This is a genomic window from Collinsella sp. OM07-12, assembly GCF_003438275.1.
Lineage (GTDB): Bacteria > Actinomycetota > Coriobacteriia > Coriobacteriales > Coriobacteriaceae > Collinsella.
This window is the reverse complement of sequence record NZ_QSTQ01000002.1, coordinates 1-26,645: the sequence shown is the minus strand read 5'-3', so window position 1 is coordinate 26,645 and position 26,645 is coordinate 1. Positions and strand designations below refer to the sequence as shown.

23 protein-coding genes are annotated in these 26,645 nt (G+C 57.6%); 3 read left to right on the top strand and 20 right to left on the bottom strand.

The window, feature by feature from the left end; genetic code table 11:
- Positions 1–14: 14 nt before the first annotated feature.
- The 7 genes from DXB98_RS00885 to DXB98_RS00855 all read right to left on the bottom strand — a co-directional run bounded on the left by DXB98_RS00885 (position 15) and on the right by DXB98_RS00855 (position 10,630).
- Positions 15–1,058, bottom strand: a complete 1,044-nt coding sequence (locus tag DXB98_RS00885; protein WP_089571696.1) for a bifunctional oligoribonuclease/PAP phosphatase NrnA — start codon at positions 1,056–1,058, stop codon at positions 15–17.
- Entirely contained in the window at positions 1,051–1,461 is a 411-nt protein-coding gene (gene rbfA / locus DXB98_RS00880; protein ID WP_006234038.1) for a 30S ribosome-binding factor RbfA, read from the bottom strand. The genes DXB98_RS00885 and rbfA overlap by 8 nt, the downstream gene beginning before the upstream one ends.
- 11 nt (positions 1,462–1,472) lie before the next feature.
- Positions 1,473–4,187, bottom strand: coding sequence for a translation initiation factor IF-2 (infB, locus tag DXB98_RS00875; RefSeq protein ID WP_117735032.1), 2,715 nt, complete (start codon positions 4,185–4,187; stop codon positions 1,473–1,475).
- 91 nt (positions 4,188–4,278) lie between these two features.
- Positions 4,279–5,526, bottom strand: coding sequence for a transcription termination factor NusA (gene nusA / locus DXB98_RS00870; RefSeq protein WP_006234042.1), 1,248 nt, complete (start codon positions 5,524–5,526; stop codon positions 4,279–4,281).
- Between the two features lies 1 nt (position 5,527).
- Positions 5,528–6,022, bottom strand: coding sequence for a ribosome maturation factor RimP (gene rimP / locus DXB98_RS00865; RefSeq protein ID WP_117742809.1), 495 nt, complete (start codon positions 6,020–6,022; stop codon positions 5,528–5,530).
- A 260-nt stretch (positions 6,023–6,282) separates the two neighbouring features.
- Entirely contained in the window at positions 6,283–8,859 is a 2,577-nt protein-coding gene (gene leuS / locus DXB98_RS00860; RefSeq protein ID WP_117742808.1) for a leucine--tRNA ligase, read from the bottom strand.
- Between the two features lie 259 nt (positions 8,860–9,118).
- Complete coding sequence (locus tag DXB98_RS00855) at positions 9,119–10,630, bottom strand: IMP dehydrogenase (protein ID WP_089571691.1); 1,512 nt, start codon at positions 10,628–10,630, stop codon at positions 9,119–9,121.
- Positions 10,631–10,823: 193 nt separating this feature from the next.
- Here DXB98_RS00855 and DXB98_RS00850 point away from each other — a divergent pair, with 193 nt between their 5' ends.
- Positions 10,824–11,048: a hypothetical protein gene (locus tag DXB98_RS00850; RefSeq protein ID WP_117742807.1), complete on the top strand. Its 225-nt coding sequence runs from the start codon at positions 10,824–10,826 to the stop codon at positions 11,046–11,048.
- Between the two features lie 101 nt (positions 11,049–11,149).
- Here the strand turns inward: DXB98_RS00850 and DXB98_RS00845 are convergent, their stop codons facing one another.
- From DXB98_RS00845 to DXB98_RS00785, 13 genes are all read right to left on the bottom strand, one after another.
- Positions 11,150–12,142, bottom strand: a complete 993-nt coding sequence (locus DXB98_RS00845; RefSeq protein ID WP_158553110.1) for a PLP-dependent transferase — start codon at positions 12,140–12,142, stop codon at positions 11,150–11,152.
- A gap of 96 nt (positions 12,143–12,238) precedes the next feature.
- The gene (locus DXB98_RS00840) at positions 12,239–13,780 is read right to left on the bottom strand and encodes a glycoside hydrolase family 32 protein (protein WP_117742805.1); all 1,542 of its coding nucleotides are present in this window, start codon (positions 13,778–13,780) and stop codon (positions 12,239–12,241) included.
- A 107-nt stretch (positions 13,781–13,887) separates the two neighbouring features.
- Entirely contained in the window at positions 13,888–15,288 is a 1,401-nt protein-coding gene (locus DXB98_RS00835) for a PTS transporter subunit EIIC (RefSeq protein ID WP_117742804.1), read from the bottom strand.
- Between the two features lie 184 nt (positions 15,289–15,472).
- Positions 15,473–16,444 (bottom strand): LacI family DNA-binding transcriptional regulator, encoded by a 972-nt coding sequence (locus tag DXB98_RS00830; protein WP_233505052.1) that lies wholly within the window; start codon positions 16,442–16,444, stop codon positions 15,473–15,475.
- Between the two features lie 247 nt (positions 16,445–16,691).
- Positions 16,692–17,261, bottom strand: a complete 570-nt coding sequence (locus tag DXB98_RS00825; RefSeq protein WP_199406623.1) for a DUF4956 domain-containing protein — start codon at positions 17,259–17,261, stop codon at positions 16,692–16,694.
- Positions 17,249–17,713 (bottom strand): polyphosphate polymerase domain-containing protein, encoded by a 465-nt coding sequence (locus DXB98_RS00820; RefSeq protein WP_199406622.1) that lies wholly within the window; start codon positions 17,711–17,713, stop codon positions 17,249–17,251. Before DXB98_RS00820 ends, DXB98_RS00825 begins: the two co-directional genes overlap by 13 nt.
- A 21-nt stretch (positions 17,714–17,734) precedes the next feature.
- The gene (locus DXB98_RS00815; protein ID WP_199407086.1) at positions 17,735–18,478 is read right to left on the bottom strand and encodes a hypothetical protein; all 744 of its coding nucleotides are present in this window, start codon (positions 18,476–18,478) and stop codon (positions 17,735–17,737) included.
- 77 nt (positions 18,479–18,555) lie between these two features.
- The gene (locus DXB98_RS00810) at positions 18,556–19,656 is read right to left on the bottom strand and encodes an ATP/GTP-binding protein (RefSeq protein ID WP_117742802.1); all 1,101 of its coding nucleotides are present in this window, start codon (positions 19,654–19,656) and stop codon (positions 18,556–18,558) included.
- 478 nt (positions 19,657–20,134) lie between these two features.
- Positions 20,135–21,499: an AbiH family protein gene (locus DXB98_RS00805; protein WP_158550224.1), complete on the bottom strand. Its 1,365-nt coding sequence runs from the start codon at positions 21,497–21,499 to the stop codon at positions 20,135–20,137.
- Between the two features lie 602 nt (positions 21,500–22,101).
- Complete coding sequence (locus DXB98_RS10560; protein WP_369831379.1) at positions 22,102–22,656, bottom strand: Abi family protein; 555 nt, start codon at positions 22,654–22,656, stop codon at positions 22,102–22,104.
- A gap of 4 nt (positions 22,657–22,660) precedes the next feature.
- Positions 22,661–23,125: a hypothetical protein gene (locus DXB98_RS00795; RefSeq protein WP_117742800.1), complete on the bottom strand. Its 465-nt coding sequence runs from the start codon at positions 23,123–23,125 to the stop codon at positions 22,661–22,663.
- Positions 23,126–23,151: 26 nt separating this feature from the next.
- Positions 23,152–23,547, bottom strand: coding sequence for a DUF4238 domain-containing protein (locus DXB98_RS00790; protein ID WP_117742799.1), 396 nt, complete (start codon positions 23,545–23,547; stop codon positions 23,152–23,154).
- A gap of 33 nt (positions 23,548–23,580) precedes the next feature.
- Positions 23,581–25,035 (bottom strand): reverse transcriptase domain-containing protein, encoded by a 1,455-nt coding sequence (locus tag DXB98_RS00785; protein WP_117742798.1) that lies wholly within the window; start codon positions 25,033–25,035, stop codon positions 23,581–23,583.
- 161 nt (positions 25,036–25,196) lie between these two features.
- Between DXB98_RS00785 and DXB98_RS10340 the strand changes: the two genes are divergently transcribed.
- Complete coding sequence (locus tag DXB98_RS10340; RefSeq protein WP_158564762.1) at positions 25,197–25,355, top strand: hypothetical protein; 159 nt, start codon at positions 25,197–25,199, stop codon at positions 25,353–25,355.
- Between the two features lie 447 nt (positions 25,356–25,802).
- Positions 25,803–26,477: a hypothetical protein gene (locus DXB98_RS00775; RefSeq protein ID WP_117742796.1), complete on the top strand. Its 675-nt coding sequence runs from the start codon at positions 25,803–25,805 to the stop codon at positions 26,475–26,477.
- The last annotated feature ends 168 nt before the right edge of the window (positions 26,478–26,645 follow it).

Genomic DNA, 26,645 nt, shown 5'->3' with positions numbered 1-26,645 from the left:
TACCATCCAAAAAGTTAAAGCTCGACGGTCACCGAAGCGGGATCCTCCCCCACCAGCTCGGCCAGCATGGGAAGTGCCACGGTAAGCGTCTCGAGAATCGTTCCGTTGTTGGAGAAACCGGCGGCAGCGGGATGTCCGCCACCGCCAAAAGCAGCAGCGATCTCGGATACGTTGAGGTCGCCCTTGGAGCGCAGGTTGCCGCGCACCTTGGTATCGCCCTCAATGCCCTTCAGGAACAGGCAGACCTCGACGCCCATCACCGAGCGCACCACGTCAACCAGGCCGTCGCACTCATCCGAGGTGACACCGCAGGCCTCAAGGTCACTCTGGTACGCGTAGCTATACGCGACGCGCCCGTGGGCCACCGTCTTGATGCGGCCCATAACGATGGACTTGAGGTGCAAAAACTCAACGCGCATGCTCTGGTAAACCTCGAGTGCCACACGCGCCGGATCGGCACCGTGGGCAACCAGACGCGAGGCTGCATGGAACGCGGCGGCATCGGCGTTTTGGTACTGAAAACGGCCGGTATCGGTAACCAAGCCACACAGCAGGCAGGTCGCAACGCCATCACGTGCGACAATGCCGCAATTGTCCAAGAAGCGGTCGATGATCATGGCGCAGGCTGCAGCTTCGACGCGCCTCAGGCTGAGCTCGGCAAACTCCTCGCGCGCCGGATGGTGATCGAAGCACACCACATGCTTGGAGCGACGAAGCACCTCGGCGGAATTATTGAGACGCTCGACGACCGGTACGTCCACCGAGATGAACAGGTCAGGATTGCCGGTGTAGGCAGATGCCGGCACCAGGCGATCGGAGCCTTCCATAAAGCGGTAGATGCGCGGAACCGGGTCATCGTCTGCCAGCAGCAGGGCAATGTCCTTGTTGGGGAAAAACTTCATAAGCGAGAGGCCCAGACCCAGCACGGAGCCCAGGGCGTCGCCATCGGGGGAAGTGTGTCCCGAAATCGCAATGGAGGACGCATCCTCGATGAGCTCGAGGATGCGTCGCTGAATATCTGCAGACTCGCACGAGGCGAGGTCGGCGGAATTAGTCATCTAAAGCTGCCTCCTGGGCGGCATCCGCTATCGGGTAGCCGTCCTCGTCCTTTTCGATCGCAAGCGTGGCGGGAACGTTTTCCAGCGCACGTGTGATGCGCTCGGCCTCATCGGTCGAACGATCGATGCGAAAATCGAGCTCGGGCGTAACACGCCAATCGAGCGAGCGAGCCAACAGGCTGCGAATACGGCCCTTGGCGCTTGCGAGCGCCTCCATGACCTCATCGTAGCGGCTCGCATCGCACGACACGTACACGCGCGCGAACGAACGGTCCACCGCGACCTCGACCGCGGTCAAAGTAACCAGGTCGAGACGCGGATCGGAAACCTCAAAGAGCAGGATATAACCGAGCTTCTCGCGAAGCTGCTCGCCCAGACGGCGGGTTGCCTGCGTTTGCTTCATAGCGCTACCCCCTACTCGGTACGGGCAACCTGGTCGATACGGTAACCCTCGATCTGGTCGCCGGGCTTGATGTCCTGGAAGTTCTCCAGGCCAATGCCGCCCTCGGAACCGCTCTTGAGGCTCTTGGCCTCATCCTTGTAGTGGCGCATCGAGGCGATCTTGCCGTTGAAGACCACAATACCGTCGCGCACCAGACGCACGGAATCGGTTGCGGCGATCTCGCCCTCTTCGACGCGGACACCGGCGGCGATACCGACTTTGGGCACCTTGAAGGTGTCCAGGACGGTCGCGGTACCCGTGGAGACCTCGACCTCGGTGGGCTTGAGCATGCCGATACGGGCAGCGTCGAGCTCCTCGAGGCACTTGTAGATGACATCGTAGCAACGGATCTCGACGCCCTCGCGCTCGGCAGCGGAGCGGGCCTTACCGTCGGGACGGACACCAAAGCCGATGATGATGGCGTTGGAGGCGTCGGCCAGGACGACGTCGGTCTCGTTGATGGCACCGACTGCGGAGTGGATCGTGTTGATGCGCACCTCGGACTGGTCCATCTTGTCGAGCGAGTCCTGAAGGGCCTCGATAGAACCCTGAACGTCGGCCTTGATGATCAGGTTGAGCTCCTTGACCTCGGCGTCGGCAATGGTCTCGAAGAGGTTCTCGAGCGTGACGTGCTTAACGCGACTCTGCTCCTCGATACGGGCCTTGAGCGAACGCTCGTCGGCAAGGGCGCGAGCCTCGCGCTCGTCCTCGAACACGCGGAACTCATCACCGGCGTTGGGCACGGACTGAAGACCCAGAATCTCGACGGCGTCGGAGGGACCGGCCTCGGTGACGGCGTTGCCCTTCGGGTCGAGCATGGCGCGGACGCGGCCGTAGGTAAGGCCGGCGACCAGCGTATCGCCCACGTGCAGGGTACCGCGGGTGACGAGCACCGTGGCAACCGAGCCGCGACCCTTGTCGAGCTTGGCCTCGAGGACGTTGCCGGAGGCAAAGGTGTCGGGATTGGCCTTGAGCTCGAGCACGTCGGCCTGGAGCAGCACGGTCTCGAGCAGATCATCGATACCAATCTTCTGCTTGGCCGAGATGTTGACGAACATGTTCTGTCCGCCCCACTCCTCGGGGATGATGCCGTACTCGGTGAGCTCTTGGCGCACGCGGTCGGGGTTGGCACCCGGCTTATCGATCTTGTTGACGGCGACGACGATGGGTACGCCGGCGGCCTTGGCGTGGTTGATCGACTCGATGGTCTGGGGCATGACGCCGTCGTCGGCAGCCACGATCAGAATGACGATGTCGGTCACCTTGGCACCACGGGCACGCATGGCCGTAAAGGTGGCGTGGCCCGGGGTATCGATGAAGGTGATCTTGCGGTCGTTAATCATGACCTGCGAAGCGCCGATGGCCTGGGTAATGCCGCCCGCCTCGCCGGCAGCGACGCCGGTGTGACGGATGGCGTCGAGCAGCGACGTCTTACCGTGGTCGACGTGGCCCATGACGGTGACGACCGGTGCGCGCGGCTTAAGGTCGGCGGGATCGTCGTAGAACGAGAAGGTGTTCTCCTCCTCGGGGGTGATGATCTTGATCTGACGACCCAGGTCGTCGGCAACGAGCTCGACGAGGTCGTCGGACATGGACTGCGTCATGGTGAGCGGCGTACCCAGCAGGAACAGGCGCTTGATGATATCGTTGGCCGGAACGTCAAGCGCCTCGGCGAGCTCCTGGACCGTAACGCCCTGGGAGACCTTGATGGCATCGAGCTCCTCGGGGTTCACGCCCTGGGCCAATGCCTCCTCTATCTTGCGCTCCTCCTGAGCCTTTGCAGCCTCGCGCTCGCGCTTCTCCTTGCGCTTCTTGCGGCGACCGGTGGACTCGCGAGAGGCCTCCTCGACGGCGGCACGGGCCTCCTCGAGCACCTTCTCGCGGCTGTACTCCTCGGCCTCGCGAGCCATGCGGCTGTAGTGGTCCTCTTCGTTGTTGTGACCGCCCTTGCGCTTCTTGCCCTTGCCCTGCTTGTCGGGGTTGGGGAAGTCCATGCCGGCAGCGACGTTGTTGCTGGCGTTGGTGCGATGGCTGTGCGGGCGGCTCTCGGAGACGTTGCGCTCGGAGTTGTTGTCGGAGGCGTTGCGGTCGTTGCGACGGCCACCGCGGCGGTCGTTGTTACCGCCACGACGGTTACCGCGCTCGGCGGCGCGCTCGGCCTTGGCCTTGTCCTCGGCGTCCTTCTTCTCCTTGAGCACGGTCTCCTGTGCGGCGATCTGATCGAGCAGCGAGCGGAAGCGCGAACCGGAGTCCGAAGCGGGAACGGCGCGGCGCTGGGCCTCGCGGGCAGCCTCCTCCTTCTCGCGGGCAAGGCGCTCCTGCTCGGCCTTCTTCTTGGCCTCGGCCTCGGCGCGGGCAGCCTCCTCGGCAGCCTGGGCTGCGGCAAACTGGCGGCGCTCCTCCTCGCGAGCCTTCTCGGCGGCGATGCGCTCGCGCTCGGCCTCGGCGGCGCGAGCGGCCTCCTCGGCGGCGGCAGCCTCCTCCTCGGCCTGCTTGGCGGCCTCGACTTCCTGGGCGCGGGCCTCGATCACCGAGGCGAGCTGCTTGCGGACCATGGCGACATAGGCGTCCTCCAAGGTGGAGGAAGCGGACTTAGCGGGAATCTTCATATCGGCAAGATGACCCATCAGTTCCTTAGAGGTCATGCCGAACTCTTTGGCCAGGGTGGACACACGGACTTTTGCCATATGACTTCACCTACCCTTTCTGGCACCTTGGGTGCCTAGAGACTGAACGAGCGTGGGAGATGCGCCGGGACCTGCCCGGCGCGACCGCGCGCTAGATCAGGTCCTCCGCATCATCGAAGGCGTCGGTGTCGTGGACACCGCAGAAACGGGAGCCGGGACGAGCCTGGTTGCGGCACTGGATGCCGTCCTCGGACACGTACTCGCAGCGGCGGACGTCCTCGTCCTCCTCGTCACCGATCAGGTCGGCGGCGGGCTCCTCGTGAACGGGAACGTTCTTGAGGATGTCGGCGGCAAGCGTCTCGGACTTGATGTCGATGTGCCAGCCGGTCAGGCGCGCAGCGAGGCGGGCGTTCTGGCCCTCCTTGCCGATGGCGAGGGACAGCTGGTCGTCGGGCACGATGACGCCGGCGTAGGCCTTCTCCTCGTCGATGAGGACGCGGGTGACCTTAGCGGGCGAAAGGGCGTTGGCGACGTAGACGGCAGGATCGGCATCCCACAGGATGACGTCGACGCGCTCGCCACGGAGCTCGCCCACGACAGCGCGAACACGGCTGCCCTTGGGGCCGACGCAGGCGCCCACGGGATCCAGACGATCGTCGAGCGAGTGGACGGCGACCTTGGAGCGCTGGCCGGGCTCGCGGGCGATCGACTTGATCTGGACGGTGCCCTCATAGATCTCGGGCACCTCCTGCTCAAACAGACGACGCATGAGCTCGGGGTGGGTACGAGAGATGACAATCGGCGGACGGCTGTGTTCGCCGCGAACAGGCTGCAGGTTGGAGTTGGGGTCGCGAACGTCGATGATCACGGCCTTGATGTGCTGGTTGTGCAGGTAGCGCTCGCCCATCGGACGCTCGTTGCGCTCGTTCTCATAACGACGCTGGTCAAAGTGCGGAAGCTCGGCCTCGACGCCCTCGCGAATCTTGACGATCGTAAAGTCGGGGGTGGACTGCAGCACGGTACCGCTGATGAGGTCGCCGATGCGGCCGGAGAACTCCTCGTAGATCTGCTCGCGGGCGGAGTTGCGAACGATGGCGTTGATCTCGGCCTTGGCGTGCTGGGCGGCGATGCGGCTCGTGTTCTTGGGAGTGACGTCGATCTCCTCGAACTCGGTGAAGTTGCCCTCCTCGTCCATGGAATCGTCGATCGGCTCCAGGCGGTAGACATAGATCTTGCCGGTGGTGCGGTCGATGGTCACCTTGGCGCCCCACTCAAGATGCAGGATCTCGGCGTAGCTCTTGGCGAGCGACTGCTCCAGGCGGTCGATCAGGTAGAGCTGGTCGATGTGCTTCTCCTGGCAAAGCTCCATCAGGGCGGACATCATGTCGGATGCTGCCATCTTACTTTCCTTCCTTCGCGGGCTTGAAGTCGTAGGTGGGCTTCAACTTGCACTTTTTAACATCAGTGAAATCGAGGGTGACGGACTCGCCGTCCTCGAGCTCGAGGGTCACGTTCGTCTCGGTGGCGGCGGCAATCTTGCCGGCGTACTTGCGACGGCCCTCGGTGGCGGTGGAGGTGAGCTCGCAGTCCTCGCCCATAAAGCGGGCAAAGTCGCACGGGCGGCGCAGCGGGCGCGCCATGCCTGGGCTCGACACCTCGAGCGTATAGCTCGAAGAGATGGGGTCGAGCTCCTCAATCACATCGCCGACCCACTTGGTGTTGGCCGTGACGTCGTTGAGGGACAGGCTCTGACCCTCGGCACCCTCGATACGCACACGCACGCAGGGGGCCTTGGTGGCACCCACGAGCTCGACGTCGACGATGTCGACATCGTGCTGGGGAGCGACGGCCTCGAGCGCGTCGATGATCGCCTGCTCGGTCTTGGTCTTGACCATTGCGGCACCTCCATCCATACAAAAAAGAAGCGGGGCCGAAACCCCACTTCTTTCAATTACAACTTCATTTGCAAGCAAACTATACCAATACCTGCGGAAACACGCAAGTGCCGCAGAAACCCGCAGGTCAGCGTGCCCACAGCATCTCCACAAGAATAAGACAATTGACCGCAGGCGCTTTGGGCAGACAAAACAAAACGGGGGGGGCAACCCAGCCGGATCGCCCCTCGTCGTTTATGCGTCAGCTATGCATGCAGCGTTTACTTGACCACCAGGTTGACCAGCTTGCCGGGCACGCAGATGGCCTTGACGACCGTCTTGCCCTCAAGCCACTTGGCAACGGCTTCCTCAGCGGCAGCCTGCATCTCCTCGTTAGAGGCATCGCGGGCCACGTCGATGCGGCCACGGACCTTGCCGAGCACCTGGACGACGATCTGCACCGTGTCCTCAACGGACTCGGCCAGGTCGAACTCGGGCCAGGCGGCGGTGTAGGCGTTGCCCTCGCAGCCGAGTGCCTCGTGCCACAGCTCGTCGGCCCAGAACGGGCAGATGGGCGCCAGGACGCTCACGATGTCCTTGGCCACGCCGTAGCACAGCGCCTTGTCGCGGGCGGTACCCTCGGTGGCGTTGAGGTAGGCGCTCGCCGCGTTGACGAGCTCCATGACGGCCGAGATGGCAGTGTTGAACTGGCCGCGGTCAAAGTCCTCGGTGCACTTGGCGATGGTGCGGTGACGCTCGCGATAGAGCTTGAGTGCGGCCTCGTCGAGCACGGACTTGTCGAAGGCCACGTTGGCATCGCCAGACTGGACGAGCTGCCAAACGATACGCCAGGCGCGCTTGATAAAGCGGTTGGCACCCTCGACGGCCTTGGGATCCCAGTCGAAGTCCTTCTCGGGCGGGGCGATAAACAGGATCGCCAGACGCATGGTATCGGCGCCGTAGGGCTCGATAACCGAGCTCGGGGGCACAACATTGCCCTTGGACTTGGACATGGTGTCGCCGTTTTCGTCCTTGACCATGCCCTGACACAGCAGGTTGGTGAAGGGCTCGTCCACGCTCAGCAGACCCAGGTCGCGCAGCGCCTTGGTAAAGAAGCGGCTGTAGAGCAGGTGCAAAATGGCGTGCTCGATGCCGCCGATGTAGTTATCGACGGGCATCCAACGGTCGGCAGCTTCCTTGGAGAAGGGCAGCTCGGTGTTGTGCGGGTCGGTGTAGCGCAGGTAATACCAGCTGGAGCAGGTGAAGGTGTCCATGGTATCGGTCTCGCGCTTGGCCGGGCGACCGCAGACTGGGCAGGTGGTCTCGTAGAAGTCCTTGCACTCGGCGAGGGTCTCGCCGGCGCCCAGGTCCAGGTTCTCAGGCAGCGTCACCGGCAGCTGATCCTCGGGAACGGGCACGATACCGCAGTGCTCGCAGTGGATGGCCGGGATGGGGTTGCCCCAATAGCGCTGACGGCTGATGAGCCAGTCACGCAGGCGGAACTCGACCTTGCGACGACCGCAGCCCATGGCCTCGAGGTCGGCAACGATGGCAGACTCGCCCTCGGAGTGCTTACCGCCGCGCATGCCGGTGTACTTGCCCGACTGCACCAGCGTACCCTCGGCGGCATGGGCGCAATCCCAGTCGACGGTCTCGGCATGGAAGGTGTCGATGGTCTCGCCGCTGGCCTCGACGGCAGCGCGATCCTCATCGTCCAGAATGATCGGCACGATCGGCAGGTCGTACTTGCGGGCGAACTCAAAATCGCGCTGGTCGCCGCAGGGAACGGCCATGACGGCACCGGTGCCGTAGTCGGCCACGACGTAGTCGGCAACCCATACGGGGATCTTCTCGCCGTTGACGGGGTTCACCACGTAGCGACCCGTAAAGGCGCCGTGCTTCTCGAGGGTGCCCTGGGCGCGCTCGACGGCAGAGATATGCTTGGAGTCCTCGACGATCTTGGTGACGGCTTCCTCGTACTGAGTGCCCTCGACGAGCTCGTGCAGACGAGCGTACTCGGGAGCGAGGACAAAGAAGGAAACGCCAAAGAGCGTGTCGGCGCGCGTAGTGAAGACGGTGATCTTGCCCTCGTCGCCCTCAATGGGCTCGCCATCGGCATCGCACAGGGTAAAGTCGACCTCGGCGCCCTCGGAGCGGCCGATCCAGTTAGCCTGCATCTGCTTGACGCGCTCGGGCCAGCCGGGAAGCTTCTCCAGGTCGTCGAGCAGCTCCTGGGAGTACTCGGTGATCTTGTAGTACCACTGCTCGAGGTCGCGCTTCTCGGGCTCGGTGCCGCAGCGCCAGCACTTGCCCTCGGTTACCTGCTCGTTGGCCAAAACGGTCTTGCAGGTGGGGCACCAGTTAACCGGGTTCTTCTTGCGGTAGACCAGGCCCTTTTCCCACATCTTCTCAAAGATCCACTGACCCCAGCGATAGTAGTCGGGGCTGCAGGTCTTAACGGTACGATCCAGATCGTAGGAGAAGCCCATGCGCCTCATCGTGGCGAGCGCCTGGTCCATGTTCTTATACGTCCAGGCGGCAGCCTGCGTGTTGTGCTTGATGGCGGCGTTCTCGGCGGGCAGGCCAAAGGCGTCAAAGCCGATGGGATGCAGCACGTCAAAGCCGCGCATGCGGGCCTGACGGGCCATGGCATCGCCGATGGTGTAGTTGCGCGCGTGGCCCATGTGCAGGTCGCCCGACGGATACGGGAACATCTCGAGCACGTACTTCTTGGGCTTGGTGGCATCGGTGTCGACGGCAAAGAGGTTGGAGTCCTCCCAGGCCTTCATCCACCGGGACTCGATGGCCTGCGCGTCGTAGGCAGGAATCTCGTCCTTATGATCTGTGCAATCGCACATATCAGCTCCTTTAATCTTTAATGGGGTCGGTCGGCTTAGCTTTATTCGCTACTGCGAACAGTCCTGCGCAAGACGAAGAACACATTAAGTGCTCTACTTTGCGTGCGGAACTTGTAGCGAACAAAGCTAAGCCGCCCGACCCTAAGGTTGACTCGCATGATGATAGCAAATACAACAAGCGAGATGTCTGCGACTTGCAGGCATCTCGCTTTATCTAAATAACGTGGTTGGAACTCAACCTTTATGTGCAGCTCTTATCCTATCGATAAGACACAGACTGCTGGGAGTCTTTCACGACAACGTCGTGGGCTCCGCCTTCGACGATCGAGGTCGAGCTTACCAGGGTCAGACGTGCCTTTTCCTGGAGCTCGGGGATCGAGAGGGCACCGCAGTTGCACATCGTGGACTTGACCTTGTAGAGCGTGCCTCCCACGCCGTCCTTAAGGGAACCGGCATAGGGAACGTAGGAGTCGACGCCCTCGACGAAGCTGAGCTTCGCCGCGCCGCCCAGGTCGTAGCGCTGCCAGTTGCGAGCACGCGCAGAACCCTCGCCCCAGTACTCCTTCATGTACTGGCCGTTGACGTTGACGCGCTCGGTCGGGCTCTCATCGAAGCGGGCGAAGTAGCGACCCAACATCATAAAGTCGGCACCCATAGCAAGGGCGAGCGTCATGTGGTAGTCGTATACGATACCGCCGTCGGAGCACACGGGCACGTAGACGCCGGTCTCCTCGTAGTACTCGTCGCGAGCGCGGCAGACGTCGATCAGCGCGGTGGCCTGGCCACGGCCAATGCCCTTGGTCTCGCGGGTAATGCAAATGGAACCGCCGCCGATACCGACCTTGATGAAGTCGGCACCGCAGTCGGCCAGGAAGCGGAAGCCCTCGGCGTCGACGACGTTACCGGCACCGACCTTGACGTCCTCGCCGTAGTTGGCGCGAATCCACTCGATGGTGCGCTTCTGCCACTCGCTGAAGCCCTCGGAAGAGTCAATGCACAGGACATCGGCACCAGCCTCGATGAGCAGCGGCACGCGCTCGGCATAATCGCGGGTATTGATACCGGCGCCGACCATGTAGCGCTTGTCGTTATCGAGCAGCTCGTTGGGGTTGGTCTTGTGGCTGTCGTAGTCCTTGCGGAAGACGATGCCCATAAGGTGATCGTTGTCGTCGACGATAGGCAGAGCGTTGAGCTTGTTGTCCCAGATGACGTCGTTGGCAACCTTGAGGCTAATGTTCTTGTCGCCCACGATGAGCTGCTCACGCGGGGTCATGAACTCGGAGACCTTCTTCTGGTGGTCATCGCGGCTGGGGCGATAGTCGCGGCTGGTGACGATACCCAGGAGCTTGCCCTTGGGAGTGCCGTCGTCGGTTACCGGCATGGTGGAGTGACCGGTCTTCTCCTTGAGCTCGATGACCTGCTCCATGGTCATGTCGGGGGTCAGCGTGGAATCGGACTGAACAAAGCCGGCCTTGTGATCCTTGACGGCCTTGACCATAGCGGCCTCGGACTCGGGGGTCTGGGAACCGTAAATGAAGGACAGGCCACCCTCGGTAGCGAGCGCGACACCCATGTCGACGCCCGAGACGGACTGCATGATGGCGGAAACCATGGGGATGTTCAGGGTGATTGCCGGCTTCTCACCGCGCTTAAAGCGGGTCAGCGGCGTCTTAAGAGAGACGTTGTTGGGGATGCACTGCGAGGACGAGTAACCAGGGACCAGCAGATACTCCGAAAACGTGTGGGACTCACCGGGAAAGAACGTAGCCATGTTTCTCCTTTTTCCATGCGACCGGTCGGCTGCAGGCCTCGTAGGACCCAGCCCAACCTTGGGCGCCCAATACTGGGGAAGTATCTTAACGCACTTTGACTGCTACAATGCATGATTTAAGAAGAGCACACGAGGGCTTGACGCAGGCATTGCGTTTGCCCAGCAAACACTTTAGCGGGAAGACGTGGGGCACATGGAGCACAAGACGGCGGCGCGACTGGTCATTCAATCGTGCGACAACGATCTGCCGGGCGTGTTCGGCCACGGCCGCGTCTTGCTGCTGCAGGGTATCGCCCGCGAGCACTCGCTCAACCGCGCCGGCAAGCGAGCCGTAGCGGTCTACAAGGGCCTGCAAGCAGAAATCAACCAAGCGATCGCCACCAAGGCCAACGACCTCATCGCCAGCATCAAAGAGTAGCTAATTTGGGACGGGGCTTTTTTAGCTACCCATCCAGAGCATTCTTGACTCATAGCCAAAAATTGACATTGGGTAGCTAAAAAAGCCCCGTCCCAAATTAGCTACTTGCGGAGGGCGTGGTCTAGGGTGGCCGCTACTGCCAGAGGATCGTCGGTGCCGGCGAAAAGGCGGATGGTACTCCCCTGCTTGCCGTGTGGAGCAGAAAGGCGCGTCGCGGCGCCGCCGGCGGGCGATGTGCGAAACTCCCCCGGCAAAGCCTCGAACAGCTCACCTGCGCTGCGCTCGATAAGGTCAAACTCAACTACCGGACCAAAGCCGTGCTCGAGGATTCCCGTTGCAACTGCATGATCGGGATGCGAACTCAGCCCGGGGTAACGCACATTGCGCACCATCTCGTTCGCAGCCAAATACTCTGCCAGCGCACGGGCGCGGTCAAAGTGCGATTGCATGCGAGCGTTGAGCGTCTCGAGCCCGCACTCCAGCACGTCGGCCTCATCAACATTCAGATCAAGCACAGGCGCACCGCAGCCGGTAAGCAACGCATGCGCGCACTCGGCAGCGGTGTCCACACGATGCCGTTTGAGCTGCGAGCGCGCAACCGACGCCGCCACAAGCTTGCGCGGAGCCCCACCGGCACACACACGATCAAGGGCCTCGAGCGACAGCACGGCTCCCAAGCGCAGCGGATCGCACCCAAAGACGCTTGCCACAGTGTTATCCACCACGAGGAGTGCACGGGCATCACGAGCCGCGCGGCCCAGAGCACGAAGATCGGGCACGCGCAGGCCAAACCCGCCAATGGAGTTAACGAACCACCACAGATGCGGGCCCGCGGCATCAAACGAAGCATCAAAGCCCGCGGACGCGGCGTCAAACGCTGCAACCGACAGCTCCCCCACCATAGCCACGTTGAGGGCATCAAAGCCGTGCGCAAACGCATCGACAAAGTCATCGGCAAACGCAACTAGGCGGTCACCGGGGCGCACAATCCCCAATTGCGACAACGCTGCTGGCACATGCGAGGCCGTGAGCAACCGCGCTTCACGCGCGCCGGCCCTCAAAGCCCAGGCCTCTTCTAGCTGCTGTACGTCCACGCGGCACCGTCCCTTCATAAGCAAAAACCCACGATGCGGGTGTTCCCCGCATCGTGGGCAACGGCTGCAGTATAGCGCCGATAGACGACCAATCGCCTAGATATTGAGTACGTGGCAGGTCACGCTCGCACCCGGAGCGTCAACGGACACGCCATAGGCCTCCGGATAGATGCGCGTCGAAAACACGAGCGCGCCATCATTCACAAACACCTCGACCGACGAGACATCGGCGACAATGCGCACGTTACGAACCTCGTCGACGGGCTCCCAGCGCACGGTACGACCGCAGCCGGCAGAAGCGCGACCTTCATCGGTAAATCGCATCTCAAAGCGCGAGGGCAGCTCGCCCTCGGCGGGCATAAACGCCAGTTTCAGCTCGCCATCAACGGTTGCGGTAAACGCGCCTTCGATACCGCCAACAATAACGTCAAAGCAGGTATCGCCGGCAACCTCCAACGAGCCCACCCCCACACGCACCGAGGCATAATGGCGCTCGATCTCGCGCGCCGGCTGCTGCAGCACCACGCCGCCGGCACCGGTTGTAAGCTCACGCGGCACCGTCATGCAGTGCTGCCAGCCGCACACCACGGTGGGCACGTTGCCATAGGTCGGCTCATCGGGCATGCCCATCCAGCCGATCAGCATGTGGCGACCGTCCTCGGCCGTGAACTCCTGCGGAGCATAGAAGTCAAAACCGGCGTCCCACAGGCGGAACTCGCCCAGCTCATAGGCACCGTCGCCGCCGGTAATGTCGCCTGTTACAGGCATGTAGCCAGCAGCGTATACGTTGCCGCGGTCCCAACGACCGCCTTCGAGCCCCTGAGGAGAGAAGGACAGGAACTTCACCGGCACACCGTCATCGGTCTTAAGCTCAAGATACCCCGGGCACTCCCACATAAAGCCGAAACGCTCGGGCGTAGACACACGGCTCTCGAGTTCCCAGCTCAACATATCGGCCGAGCCATACACCAGGATCTCGCCCACATCGCGCCCGGCACCCTCGCCGTGCATCGCACAAAAATGGCTTTCGATATGCGGTCCATCCACGCGACGACGGGCGCCCAGCACCATGTGATAACGCCCGTCCGCGTCACGCCACACCTTGGGATCGCGCACGTGGCAGGTCAAATCCTCGGGATAATCATCGGACGCCAGCACCACGCGCTTTTGGGTGAACTCCCGACCGGCAAGACCATCAATGCTCTCGACATAAACAGTATCGGCTCGTCGACCGGTATTGACGTAGTCGTACGTGCCGTCTGCATCGGAAAGCTTAACGTTGCCCGTGTACAGCACGCGAATGCGGCCGTCCTCAGCAAGCGCGGAGCCCGAATACACGCCATGGCAATCGAACGGCTCGTCGGGCAGCAGCGGGGCGCCAACGTAGTCCCACGTCATAAGGTCGCGGCTCGTCGCATGACCCCAGACCTTAACGCCACCCTCGACATCAAACGGCGCATATTGAAAATAAGCGTGGAACACGCCGCCCGCTTGGCAAAGACCGTTGGGGTCATTGAGCCAACCCGCCGGCGGCATAATATGGAAGTGCTGGCCATACGCGCCATGACCGCACTCAGAGGCGGCAGCGTCAACAGCGGCAACCAGCTTTGCAAGGTCGCGACCAAGTGCATTAGACATATCAAAGTCCTAACGGATCGAAAGTTACACGGCACCAGATATCGGCACCAGATACGGGAAACGCCCGCGAGCATACAACCCGCGGGCACCCCCTCAATCAAAAGCCCTTAGGCCTGCTCGGAAGCCTTGGGCTCGTCCTTGTACAGGACAAACGAGACGCCAAAGGAAACCAGCGCGGCGACCGCAAACATGATCGCGTACTGCACGGGCTGGGCCAGGCACAGCAGGATACCGAAGATACCGGTAACGCCCGTGCCGGAGGCAGCCAGCGAGGTGAGCGCGCAGACCAGGGCACCGCAGCCGCCGCCGATGCAGCCGGCGATGAAGGGCTTAAAGAAGCGCAGGTTCACACCAAAGATGGCAGGCTCGGTAATGCCCATAAAGGCGGACAGAGCCGAAGGAAGCGCCAGGCCCTTGATCTTGGCATCGCGGGTCTTAAAGGCAACGGCAAGCGCGGCGCCACCCTGGGCGATATTGGCAGCGCTAGCGATGGGCAGCCAGTAGGTCACGCCGTACTGGGCGAGCTGGCCCAGGTCGATGGCGGTGTACATCTGGTGGATACCGGTAACGACCGTGGGGGCATAGAACAGGCCGACGATAAAGGAACCGATGCCGAAGGGCAGGGTCAGCAGGGTCTGGATCAGACCGAGGATGGCGTTCTCGGCCCAAACAAAGATGGGGCCGACGGCAACGAGCGTCACGAGCACGGTCACGAACACCGAGACAAGCGGGGTCACAAAGAGGTCGAACATCTCGGGGACAACCTTGTGGAGACGCTTCTCGAGGAAGGCGAGAATGGCGCAGGCGATAACGATGGGAATCACATGGCCCTGATAGCCGACCCACTCAAAGCTGTACACGCCGGGGATGACGGTGACCATGGTCTGCACGCCCTCGGAGGCAACCGTGTAGGCGCTCTGCAGCGAGGAGTTGATGAACGCACCGCCGACGACGGCACCCAGGTACGGGTTGGCGCCAAAGGCCTTGGCGGCGGAGTAGCCGATCAGGATCTGCAGAATGCCGAAGGACGCTCCCGAGACCAGGTCGGCGATCTTGTAGATAAAGTTATTGGTGTCGAGCGCGATAAAGCCGTTGGAGGCCATAAAGTTGAGGGCGCTCATGATTCCCAGCAGCAGGCCCGAAGCCACGATGGCGGGGATGATGGGGACAAAGACGTCGCCGAGTACCTTAATGGCGCGCATAAAGATGTTCTGCTGCTGCGCCGCGGCCTCCTTGACCTCGGCCTTGGTGGCAGCCTCGACGCCACTAAGCGCGATGAACTCCTCGTAGACCTTGTTGACAGTGCCGGTGCCAAAAATAATCTGAAGCTGGCCCTGAGCCTCAAAGACGCCCTTGGCGCCGTCGACGTTCTCGATGGCCCCCTTGTTAACCTTGGCGTTATCGGCGATCACCAGGCGAAGACGCGTAGCGCAGTGCGCGGCCGAAACAACGTTGTCGGCGCCACCGACGTTGTCGAGCACCTCTTGGGCTGATTTGCGGTAGTCCATGACTTCCCTTTCCTCCAACGGGCGTATGTGCACCCGGCCATCTTTGACACTTATACTGTAATCGTTTTCAGTTATATAAGTCTGTAATCGTTTTCATAGTAGGGTGAACGGTAGGAAAAAGCCGGCGAAAGGTAGTTTTAAGGCAAAAACAGGCAACTCAGAGGCAGACAGACGTGCCCAAAACCTAGACATTCATAAGCTGATGGCCGAGCTTGAGCGTCTTGAGACCGCTCTCCCCCTCCACGCCATCGAGCGTGTTGAGCAACATATTGGTCGCCTCGACGCCACTGGTCAGGTAGCCATAGTGCACGGTGGGAATGCCGCCCGTCAGCGCGCGCAAAAACGCGTTGTCACCAAAACCGCTTACGCGGTGCATGCCCTCGCCCACGCCGCGAACCTCATCGATGGCACGCAGCGCACCCGCCGCCATGGTGTCGGTCGCGCAGGCGATAAACGAAACATCGGGAGCGGCGGAAAGCAGTTCACGCGCCGCACCATAGCCCGAGTCGAGCGTAAAAGACCCCTGGCGAATCAGGCTCGGATCAAGCGCCACGCCCGCGGCGCGCAAGCCAGCCTCAAAACCGCGACGGCGGTCATAGCCAGCAGCGCGGTCCTCCTCGGTAACTCCAATGTAGGCAATCTTGCCATCCACGCGACCCGCAAGCGCATGACCCAGCTCAAAGGCGGCCTCGTAATCGTCGTGATAGACGCACGCCGCGCCCTCAACATTCTGACCGATCAGCACGATGGGCACGCGGCACGACTCAATCGCCCGGCGATGCTCGTCGGTAATCATGGTTGCCACCAGCACAATGCCATCGACCGGGTGGTTTTGGAATAAATCGAGGTATTCGAGCTCGCGATCGGCCGCGTTGTCGGTATTGGCAAGCAGCATCTGGTAGCCACGGCGACCGAGCACCTGGCCAATGCCGGCGGTAATGCGGCTCACGGATTCCGAGTTAATCTTAGGTACGATGACGCCGATGAGCTTGGTGGAACCGGTGCGCAGCGCGCGAGCCTGGCTGGACCGCACGTATCCGGTCAGCTCAATCGCCTGCTTAATGCGCTCGGCCTTGTCCGTCGATATGTAGCCACCGTTGAGGTAGCGCGAGACGGCGGCGCTCGAAACGCCGGCCAGCTCGGCCACATCTTTCATCTTTACCACGAGTACCCCTGTCGTTGAAATCGCTTTCACCATGATACCCGTGAAGACGGCATGCGAACCAAATCGGCCCACTCAGGTCGAGCAAACGTCAGCGAGCGGGCAGCTGCCGTGGCGAGGTGCCGCGAAAGAGGAGCGAAGCGTACTTTATGTACGCGAGCGACGGTTTGAGCGGCAGATCGCCCGGCAGATGTTCGCGCAGCGTCGACCGGTCCGGCGTTCGGTAGAACGCCGGAAATAGTTAGCCGTGGTACTCGCCGTTGTACTGGATGAGCGTCAGGTCTTCCACGCCGTCGAGCGCGCGGATGGCGTCGGCATAGGGCATATCAACGCCGTCCGAGAACACCTCGACGGCCGTCTCGACCTTGTCACCGCGCATGGTCTTGGACTTGACGGTGAACTTGGTGCGGCCAAAGGCGCGCACAATGTCGTCGCCGGCGGTCTGGCCCGTGTAGTGGATGACCATCATGTACACGCGCGCCTTGTCCTGGTGGCTCGCAAAGCCGGCAATCATCACCACAATCACCACCGCCGTGAGCCCCACGAGCGCATACATGCCGGCACCCGCCGTAATGCCCGTGGTAATGGCCCAAAACAGATACAGCAGGTCGAGCGGGTCCTTGACCGCCGTGCGGTAGCAGACAATAGACAGAGCACCGACCATACCGAGCGAGATAACCACGTTCGTCGAGATCGCGAGCGTGACCATGCAGGTGAGCACGCACATGCCCACGAGCGTCACGGCGAAGCTGCGCGAATACACCACACCGGTAAAAAAGCGCTTGTACACGTAATAAATCAAGATGCCCATGGCGAGCGCCACGAGCAGCGACAGGCCAATCTTGGCAGGATAGACCTGACCAAACCCACGCTCAGCGGCACCATATCACGCACCAGCTGTGGGCAAAACTCGGTAAACTTGACCTCCATCACCAGTTTGCCGGGCTCCAGTACGGGCAATGCGGACAGCGTTGCATCAAAAATGTCAAAGCTTCCCACCGCCGCGTGCATGTTCATGTCAAACGAAATGCGCACGGTACCTTCGTCCATCACCCACGGCTCACGCTCATAGTCCACGATGGCCCACGGGCGCATCATGTTGTAGATGCACTCGATGTAGAGCTCGCGACAGAGCGGATAGGGGCTCCTCAGCAAAAAGCCGTAGTCGCCAGCCAGAATCTGCTCAAACTCACCGCGTGTAAGTGGCGCGTCCTCCTTGTAGATCCAGCTGCCGTACTTCTTTTTGCGCTCGAGCTTAATCACCTTGTCGCTGCCGTTATAGATTTAGAACAAACGAATACCCAAACCCCTCTTAATCGCCTTATTCAAAACGTCGTTAAGTCGCTTAGGCCAATTCGAAATAAAGAATAGACAAGTGCAGCATGCGCAAAATGAATCATTGTTCAGACGATCAATCTCGTTGAGCAAAAGTTCAGAATGATTGATGTCCGCCACAGTCGCAGCTAAGTCAGCCATACACTCGTTTGCATTTTGCGTCGCCTGTTCATTAGTTAACCATAGCGACCTCAGGGCATGAACGGCAATAATGCAAGCAAATGTATAGCCATCAATACGCCCAATATCCGCAAGCGAATCTCCCCTCCTGGCAACCCAGTCCTTGTAAGATCGCTGGCCAAAAATCACATCTGAAGGAACAAGGGCATCATCCAGAGAGAAAAACTTCGAGGGATCAAAATCACGATATGCTTCAACCGATGGATAGCTTAGATATAGCTGACCCATATCAGTGCTGTCGCAGTAATAGTCTTGCATTAGCTCAAGCCGCTTAAAATCGAGCCGATTGTCCTGAGGATCTAAGTCAAATATAAGCAAGGTGTCTGTAAAACTGGATTCGAGAAGCTGGGCCGCATCATCTTTATCCGAAAGAAGCTCTGCGACAAAGGATTTAAGATCAATGGACTCGAAATCGCAACCGCATTCTTGAAAGAGCTTGTCTAGAAAGTCATGAACATTAATCTCGACAGGAACAATTTGATGATCATCTGCGAGGCTAAAAGAATCAAACATGCGCTCCATCAGCTGAGGCTCGCGTTTAGCACCTTCGACAATGAGCAGGACGTTCTTTACGGACGCATTGTTCATGACTAGTCAAACTCTCCGGCACGGAGGAGCTTCTCAATGTTGTTGCCAAGCCTCAACTCGCGATCGGTGGAATCGGCCAAAGTTCGAATGCCCCCTTTTGCAGAGATTTGATAAACGCAGTCAGGCCTCATTACGCCATTCTTAACAAGCGAGGTATTGTGGGTCGAGCACAGTATCTGACACGATGCCTTTGAAGCAAAGAGCTTCAAAAGGCTCTCTGCCATCTCAAAGTGACAAAAAGCGTCAAACTCATCTATGAACAAAAAGCTGGCCGACTCGTTAAGCTCAAGCTCAGAGAACAACTTAACCAGAGTTCTTGTACCGCTAGAACATGCCTCGACAAACGGGATGCATCGCATGGGATGATTGAAATACAGAACAGGTAAGCCGTCGGACTCTTTAATAACGATCAGGGACTCATCGACTCCAAAATTGCGAATAAATGACTCGAATTCCGCGACCTTGTTCTCGCGTATGATCTTGTCGATTACCTTTCTTGTTTCAAACCCTTTCAATCGAAAACTGTCCATGCGAATCAGTCTCATGCGCGAGACAAATCGGCGCAACTCCGCCAAGACGCCTAAAACATTAGTTGGAAGACTGCTCGTTATGTATGAAAGAAGGCTCAACGAGGTATCGGAGAATTCAAAATTGATCCCAGCAGCACCGATTCGTTCAAGATGGTTCTCTTCGAAAACGCCGCTTGCATTATTGAATTCGAAAATTCGTTCCCCATCAATCAATAGGGTCTCGTGAAGCCAAGTAGTCGGAGAAGTCTTCTCATAGCAGTAATTGATTTCGCGACCGTCAAATTCAAAGACATAGGTGAACTGTGCCGTACCTCGCCCGCAGTCAGCACTCAAAAACAGACGATCATCCTGGTCAGAATAATCGAATGCCTTTGGAAAGCCGAGTGTAATGTCGAATAAAGCTGAACCGAAATTCGATTTACCAGACGCATTTCTGCCGATCAAAAGTGCAGTTTTCACGGTTCCGTTTTTAACGTTATTTTCTGCAAACTGGTAATCACGAGAAGCTGCGAAATTAAATGAAACCGGAGTCGAAAAATTCCTATAGCCATCAACAGTAAAACGCTTAAGCATGAGAGTCTCCTATCTCTTGCCGTAATTATATTACGGCAAGAGATAGGAGACCTGCATCAATTACGTAACTACGGGAAACGTCATGTAACCAAAGCCAATCCGAACCATGAAAACCTACTGAGAGAGCCACTCAAACCTGTAGTATGCGGCAAATTCCAGACATTTCAACCACACTGGATAGTGACAAAGCTTCTACCTGCGGTTTCGTTTCTTGAAAAGGGCGGCGTGCTCGAGAGTTCCGAAATTTGTCGCATACTTCCATCGAGCGGTTCCGGAAGTGCGGTGAAAAACAGAGAGCTGTCGACCACACCCCGGTTTTGGGCATCAGCGACCTGCGGCTTTGTTGGTAAAAATCCGGGTGTGCTCGGAGGTTTCCGATTTTTCCCCGCACTTCCGGAAAACACGACAACACCAAGCACCCTAAAACTGAAGACGCGATAAGAGACCCCTCAGAAAACAACCTTTTGAGCAGATCGACCTAAATCTCCCGAACGACAAGTCGGCCTTCGAGCATGAGCTTGTGTGCAAGGTTGTTGCTACGTCCGGCAATACCAAGCGAAGCGCCATAGTAATCGAGAAGGGCAAGTACCTTGGCCACCTCTGAGTCGCGAACACCCTTGGCGTAGCTTGAGTATAGGAAGACCAGGCTGGTATGCCCGTTATACAAATCCACCGTGCTAAAAATAGACTCAAAATACGAATAATCGGCTCGCGAAAGCGAATGGCCAAAAAAGACTATCGAAGATGTCTTAAGACCATCCCCTCCCCTTTGCGAAGGATACGCAATCGAGCCACTTGGAACCCCTCGGGCAGACTTCAATACACGATATGTCTTGGTAAATGGGAGGATATCCCGATTATCCAAATTGCCGGAACCGTCGATTCCAAAAATGCATTCACCATCAAGCGTGCCGTGGATATTGACAAGATCGGCATCCCCAAACCGCTGTTTAAGCCACCGATATGGAGACGTATAGTTAAAGTTGAGAACAGTCACCGCATCATCGGGCACACCATCGGGCACCACGGTATGCTCAATCAGCTTGCGCATTAAGTTATCCGAACAATCTGAATAGCCATCGTTGCGAGCAACCTCATCTTTGAGATAGCAATTGAAGTAGTGTTCCATACGCTCGAGTTCCGACATGAGGATGGAAGAAAACTGCCCCTCGGGATCCTCAAGGACCCGAGGGAACGCATGGGCGAGGTAATGCCCCACACGCTCGGTCCAAGGATTGGGCTCGTGTCCCAAAAGGCGAGCACCCTCTCTCAATAGAGCAGAATATACCTCTGAGTCATCCGAACTCTCCGAATCTTCAATGCTCAGCTCAGAAAGAACCCCTTGATTACCATCGTCAATGCCGTCTCCAAGCCGTTCGATCTCGTCGACCCGATTCTCGATGTAGTCACTTACATTGAGAGCGTTCGCTTCATTTGCTATATAAAAGTAGTCCTGCAGAGAACCGAACGAGACGGCATAGTCGGATATCATTACGCCCTCATCGTCGATGCCGTCCTCGGGCAGGTTGATGCCAAACACATTGGCAATAGCCGTCTCGACATCGCACCAGTTCACGTTGAAGGCTCTTGCCTCCATGTCCTTCCGGCTTCTAAGGATTAGATCCCAAGCAGTCAGGCCTCTCGCTTTGATGGCTCCGTAATCACAAGCGCCCTCTTCCGAGACAAGAGAATCTATGACCTTCATTCGAGGCTCAAAGAAATCCTTAAACGAAGACGCCAGGCCACAGGAAAGATCGAAACCGTTGCCAACCACTATAAGATGATGATTGCGGCATCTCTTCCCATCATCCTCACCGGTAAACCTGATATCTTCTGCACTCACATTAGTCCTTAATACACCGTTTAGACTCATTCTCAGTCAGATAACGCTCAGGCATCCAGACCATTCGGATGTAATTAACGATTTTATGTCCGCCAACCTTGGCGTAATAAGCCCTCACAATAAGCATAATGAAGAAAGACGGCCATCCAAAAGAACGGCCGCCTCTCCGCAGGACGTAGGCCCGTAGGTTGACTACGTCAATACCAACTATTTACTCTATCGTCTAGGCTCCAAGGGGTCAATTCAATTTAAAGAGCGGCACCGTAAACATCGCTGTCCTGACTACCAGACGATTGATCGAGGAGTTCAGGTACGCCGACGGCTGAATCGGCATCGTGAGGTATGCCTGCTTTGAGCGGCCGCTGGATCGCAGGGGCAATTCTGGAGATGACATTATCCAGAACGATTCCATGCAGCCATCTCACGCATGCTGTAAAGAAATCGACAAAAAAAGAGGGCCGACGCATCAACCCTCTTCAGGTGTCGCCCGAAGGCTTCCACCGCAATTGGCTATATTTTAGTCGATATCCTATGTTTGTCTACGGGCCCAGCACCAAAGAATGTCGTCTCCATCTTTAGCCTCCATCTTTAGCTACTGCTTCCTAAGAAGCAGCTATATAGCTACGAAGTGCATCCATCTTGCTCCTAGCCCCAGTCTTTACTATTTTATGAAAATCTGAGGAAGACAGGGAGCCGTGCAAGTCTTCCAGCACGCTAGAGTAGTTCCGAATTAACTGATAGCACTCAGTTTTGGAAACCATCATCTTTCTGAGCAGATAGACAATTAGGACGACATAATCAGTAATAGTTGAAAAGTCTATCGAAAGAACGCCAACCTCGGATGACAGCATCTGGCCAAGCTGATTTCCCACTTTTGCCCTCTTAAACCTAACGTCATAAATGGCACTGTTATGAGCAATCGCGTTACGGAGATCTTTGAGCACAAAGATAGTACGTTCGAGAAGCCCGGGACCGTCGTAATTGTTCGGAAGCTTTAGGTCATCAGATATGCTCTGTCTAACCGAGCCCTTTAAGCACGAATAGAAAACACCAGAGTTTCCTAGAGTCATGACCTCGAATAGCGCCCAAATAGGCAAGGGTTTATCGCTGTCATAAAAATGCCTAACAACAGGGTTCTTGGAGTAATTGTACTGAATTAATCTATTGATTTCCGTGTTGAGCTGTCGCTGAGATTATCGACGCAAGATAGGAACCATTAGTCCCAAAGACTAAATCGTTTAAGTCACTTCCCCCAACAAGACAACGATTCAGAGAGTCAACCTGTTCCGCTATGAGAGGCCAAACGAGTTTCCCGCCGGTCGGTTCACAACTACGGAAGGCCACTGCAAATTGTGATGACAGTGGGAAATAAACCGCCACAGGGTCCGCATCGGATGTTGACATCCATTCAGCGTGCAGCGGAAAAGACGTAGCTATGAACTCACAATTATCAGGCGCCGCAAAAAATGTGACGTTCATCGGTTTCAGTATATCAACTATCTGCATCAAAGGCGCACGCTCGTCCGTGGAGAATAGCGCGGCATCCATTATTGCCATTTCCACAATAGCCGGAAGATCGTCCTTAAGCCCCATGACTTCAAGCGTCTCAAGATCGCTGACGGTCAAAGTTTCCTTTTCAAATAGAAACGGAATTAAAGTTGATGCTTTTTCCGTTCCGGACCAAGCCATTTTGGATGGCGAACAACAAGAGAAGCAATGAATGCGATTAAGCAATCAATCAGCTCAACCAGGCGTGCAGTGCCGATAAGCTCACCATCGTCTAAACACCCAAGAAGCTCTTCGTACTTTGGGGCCAAGCGTGACTCCACCTGGCTGAGCATATCTTCGATGGCGCCCTCCTGAAAATAAGTACTCTCCGAACGGCTTTTTACCTCATGCAAGTACTTCTCGGAGCAAATACCATCTGGTTTGAACCTAAATACACTTCCTGGCTTTCCATTTTCAATCCGAATAACGGAGAGTATCGAGTCAGAAGCAGCAAAATTCTTGAGATAGAAGCGCGAAATATAGTGTTGGTTTTTGACCATCGCTTCCTCCAAAATACAACGCCAAATCAATGGCTACCGACCGCTCAGACGCTTTATCTTCCTGTAAATCTTAGCCTCATCGGGGGCAATCGGATCATTAGGAAACGCCTGTTGGGCTCTCGCCACGTAGGAAAGAAAGTTCCCATAGCGAGAAAATGTAGAAGTGTCAGCATCACCCGAGGGGCATAACCTTCTTCCCTTAATACCGAGCGGTGAATAATGTTGATACAGGGCGGAGACGCGCTTTTTTGATGCGCGCCTTCCCTCCCCCTGATTAGAGCGCGCAATCGCACTGGCTGCCTCACGGAGACGCTTGTGGTACCTTCCAACCGTAGACTGTCGAAGTCTTACAACGCGCCCGTCAAAGTCAAACCCCAAGAAGCTGACTTTCTGTGCCGGATGTGCACCGGAGTACGGAAGGACCTTACCCGTACGAACGCTTTCAAAATCAAGCTGAGCAACCCCGCTGCTATCAACCCGGAATGCCTTGGTTTTCTCAGGCTGAAGTTTAACGGAATCAACACCGGCCATTAGATTGATGGCCTCTACAAGTGCATCAAAGCCAGACTTTGGAACGGCAATAATAAAGTCATCGCAATAACGAAGATACAAGCCACCAACCCGTTCAACGGCAAGCCTGACTTTCATGTCGATATCGGCCATATAGATGTTAGCGAGCACTCCGCTTGCGGCAAGACCCTGAGGAATTCCCAGCCCAATACCCGTTCGCTTCCACGGTCTGGTGATGACCTTACTTTTGTTTGCAAGAAACTCCGCTTTTGGCAAGATAACATCCAGCTTATTAAGTTCACGGATAGACTTAAACCGAAGTTCGATAGCCTCGTCACTGATCGTCTTCTTCGAAGTAAGATCGATTGCCGACCATGGCAATTCATGTCGAGCAGCCAAATCAGCAATAGGCCAGCACGAATAGCGAAGGATATTTTTAATAACTTGATAGTGATCGTCCGGCAAGCGTCCACTGGGAAACAACGAACGCAACGACGCTATTAGATGGGCATGATTTAGGTTGTCGAAGAAGCTCTCGAAATCACCCGTAAGCACAAAAGCCGAATCTTGCTCACGCATATAGTCGAATGCCTTTTTAGCTGAGGAAATATTGCTGCCAGCAGTTACGGCGCTGTCTGATGAAAGCGAAGAGCGGTACGCTACGGCAACCTCATTAAACTCTTCGGCAATAGCCTTCTTGTTATATAAGTCCGACCACAGATAAGAGTAGTACTGGAAGACGCGGTGATCGAAATGCGAGGCATAAGCGATATTGCGAACTTTGCAGCTTCGCTTACCTCCACGATACCGAACAGTAATGATCTCGTTGGAAATTAGAGGGTAGAACGCATGATGAGAAACGTACTCTGAATCTAAAATCTTGGCCTGAACTTCGGCAAAAGAGGCCCTATGATCGAAATGGGCATATGAACTTTTGGAACTATATCGAGGAATACGAGCGATATCGAACTCGGCCAAAATACCCCCCAAATAAATCAACCTGTCCGGATCAACAAGCGGCGGCTAACCCTCCCCGGACAGGCTAATCAAAGGCGCAGCAAGTGCAACCAACGCTTTCGCGGCCACCTAAAACAATGCTTGCCTATGGCATACTAGACGAAAGCGAGGAATTGGTACTTATGACCATCGAGGCTCTTATCCAGCTAGCAGCAGGCAACGCTGGTGTCAATGTTGCGAACGTCGGAATTTCGTCGTTTGCGATATTGACAGCAGTAGCGTACCCCATCGCCAACTCGCGATGGGCAGTGATTTTTATTCCCCATTCTCGCTTTGCTTAAACAGGTTATAAGAAATCAGCTCATGCAGTTAACAGCGCCTTGATGCACACCCAATTGTCTTGACGGCGATCGCATCGAAAATGCTGGTGCGCCCCTACGGATACAAGCGCCTCCCCATCTAATGCATGTACACGGTCCGCGAAAACAATATCGCCGACAACACCGTGAAAATCCCGATGTGCATAATCCAGGAGTTTGGATGCGCAGACGGGTGGATTGGCATTGCTCAGTATGGCCGCTTCGCACTCCTCGCCGACGGACACATCGCCGAGGGCGAAGACATCTACGCACAGCGAGGCCGAGGACCAACTCCCCTCCCCAACATCCCCCAAAAAGCTCGCTGATGTAGACTGGGGTTCCCGTATAATAAACCCAACAAAATATGTGCGGAGTGCTGGCCTGGAGCTGCCTTCGGACCCTATTGGCTGCTCACCGAGAGGCTCCGCTATGAAACGACCCCTTTACTACCTGCTCTGCGCGATCGCGTGCACGTCTATGGTCAGCGCGACGATGCCCATGGCAGCCATTGCGGAAGCCATTCAGCCTCGAGCGACAACCGAGCAGCAGGCGCAAGCCGACGCCACGAGCATCGACACAGGCAAGGCTGAAGACGGCACCAACACAAATACGACAGCAGATACCGAAGAGGACAGCACCACAACATCAACCGGCACCAACGCCGTCAATGCGGAAAGCGCTGACGCCACCGCCGCCGCAACCAACACGGCCACCACAGCCCCCACCCCATCCCTCCGCGCCCAAACCAACGGCACGCCCGAGGCGATCTCCGTTGCAGCAGAAACCGGCTATGCCCACTCCGCCACGGCAAGCCAAAACGGCGTCACCTTCACCGTATCGTGGAACGACGCCCCCGCGGGCACCGCGACGACCTTCCACGTAACCCAAACCAACGGCTCGTCCCAGGCCAAGGCGCGCATGGACGTACCCACCTATTGGGACGGCGGCAGCCAGGAAAGCGTCTGCGACCCGTCGCGCCAGGCATGGGCCAGCTACTACAGCCTTCGGGCCCGCGCTCGCGATCGGGCCCAAAGAATCCACGTGGGACCACAATTCACTTGCATGGAGCTAGCGAAGGTGCCTATCCCAAATCAGAAATGGTAAAACCAGCAGCAGTGCGATGCAGAGGGGCGCGGCCAGCAGGGTGGCCACGCCCGAGTTGATGCGCTCGCGAATTTCTTGGGAGCTCAAGAGATGAGCTCGTTCACGCGCTTTTGCACAGACGCATAGAGGCTTCCGAGCTTCTTTGAATAGCAGGGGCGCGCCGGCGTT

Bases quoted from the DNA above. Each gene is read 5' to 3' on its own strand.
- DXB98_RS00810 (WP_117742802.1), bottom strand. From the start codon at position 19,656: ATGCTTAAGCGTTTTACTGTTGATGGCTATAGGAATTTTTCGACTCCG.
- rbfA (WP_006234038.1), bottom strand. From the start codon at position 1,461: ATGAAGCAAACGCAGGCAACCCGCCGTCTGGGCGAGCAGCTTCGCGAG.
- rimP (WP_117742809.1), bottom strand. From the start codon at position 6,022: ATGGTCAAGACCAAGACCGAGCAGGCGATCATCGACGCGCTCGAGGCC.
- DXB98_RS00835 (WP_117742804.1), bottom strand. From the start codon at position 15,288: ATGGACTACCGCAAATCAGCCCAAGAGGTGCTCGACAACGTCGGTGGC.
- DXB98_RS00840 (WP_117742805.1), bottom strand. From the start codon at position 13,780: ATGTCTAATGCACTTGGTCGCGACCTTGCAAAGCTGGTTGCCGCTGTT.
- leuS (WP_117742808.1), bottom strand. From the start codon at position 8,859: ATGTGCGATTGCACAGATCATAAGGACGAGATTCCTGCCTACGACGCG.
- infB (WP_117735032.1), bottom strand. From the start codon at position 4,187: ATGGCAAAAGTCCGTGTGTCCACCCTGGCCAAAGAGTTCGGCATGACC.
- DXB98_RS00855 (WP_089571691.1), bottom strand. From the start codon at position 10,630: ATGGCTACGTTCTTTCCCGGTGAGTCCCACACGTTTTCGGAGTATCTG.
- DXB98_RS00775 (WP_117742796.1), top strand. From the start codon at position 25,803: ATGAAACGACCCCTTTACTACCTGCTCTGCGCGATCGCGTGCACGTCT.
- DXB98_RS00815 (WP_199407086.1), bottom strand. From the start codon at position 18,478: ATGTTTGATTCTTTTAGCCTCGCAGATGATCATCAAATTGTTCCTGTC.
- DXB98_RS00825 (WP_199406623.1), bottom strand. From the start codon at position 17,261: ATGGGCATCTTGATTTATTACGTGTACAAGCGCTTTTTTACCGGTGTG.
- DXB98_RS00885 (WP_089571696.1), bottom strand. From the start codon at position 1,058: ATGACTAATTCCGCCGACCTCGCCTCGTGCGAGTCTGCAGATATTCAG.
- DXB98_RS00850 (WP_117742807.1), top strand. From the start codon at position 10,824: ATGGAGCACAAGACGGCGGCGCGACTGGTCATTCAATCGTGCGACAAC.
- DXB98_RS00790 (WP_117742799.1), bottom strand. From the start codon at position 23,547: ATGGTCAAAAACCAACACTATATTTCGCGCTTCTATCTCAAGAATTTT.
- DXB98_RS00830 (WP_233505052.1), bottom strand. From the start codon at position 16,444: ATGAAAGATGTGGCCGAGCTGGCCGGCGTTTCGAGCGCCGCCGTCTCG.
- nusA (WP_006234042.1), bottom strand. From the start codon at position 5,526: ATGGCAGCATCCGACATGATGTCCGCCCTGATGGAGCTTTGCCAGGAG.
- DXB98_RS10340 (WP_158564762.1), top strand. From the start codon at position 25,197: ATGACCATCGAGGCTCTTATCCAGCTAGCAGCAGGCAACGCTGGTGTC.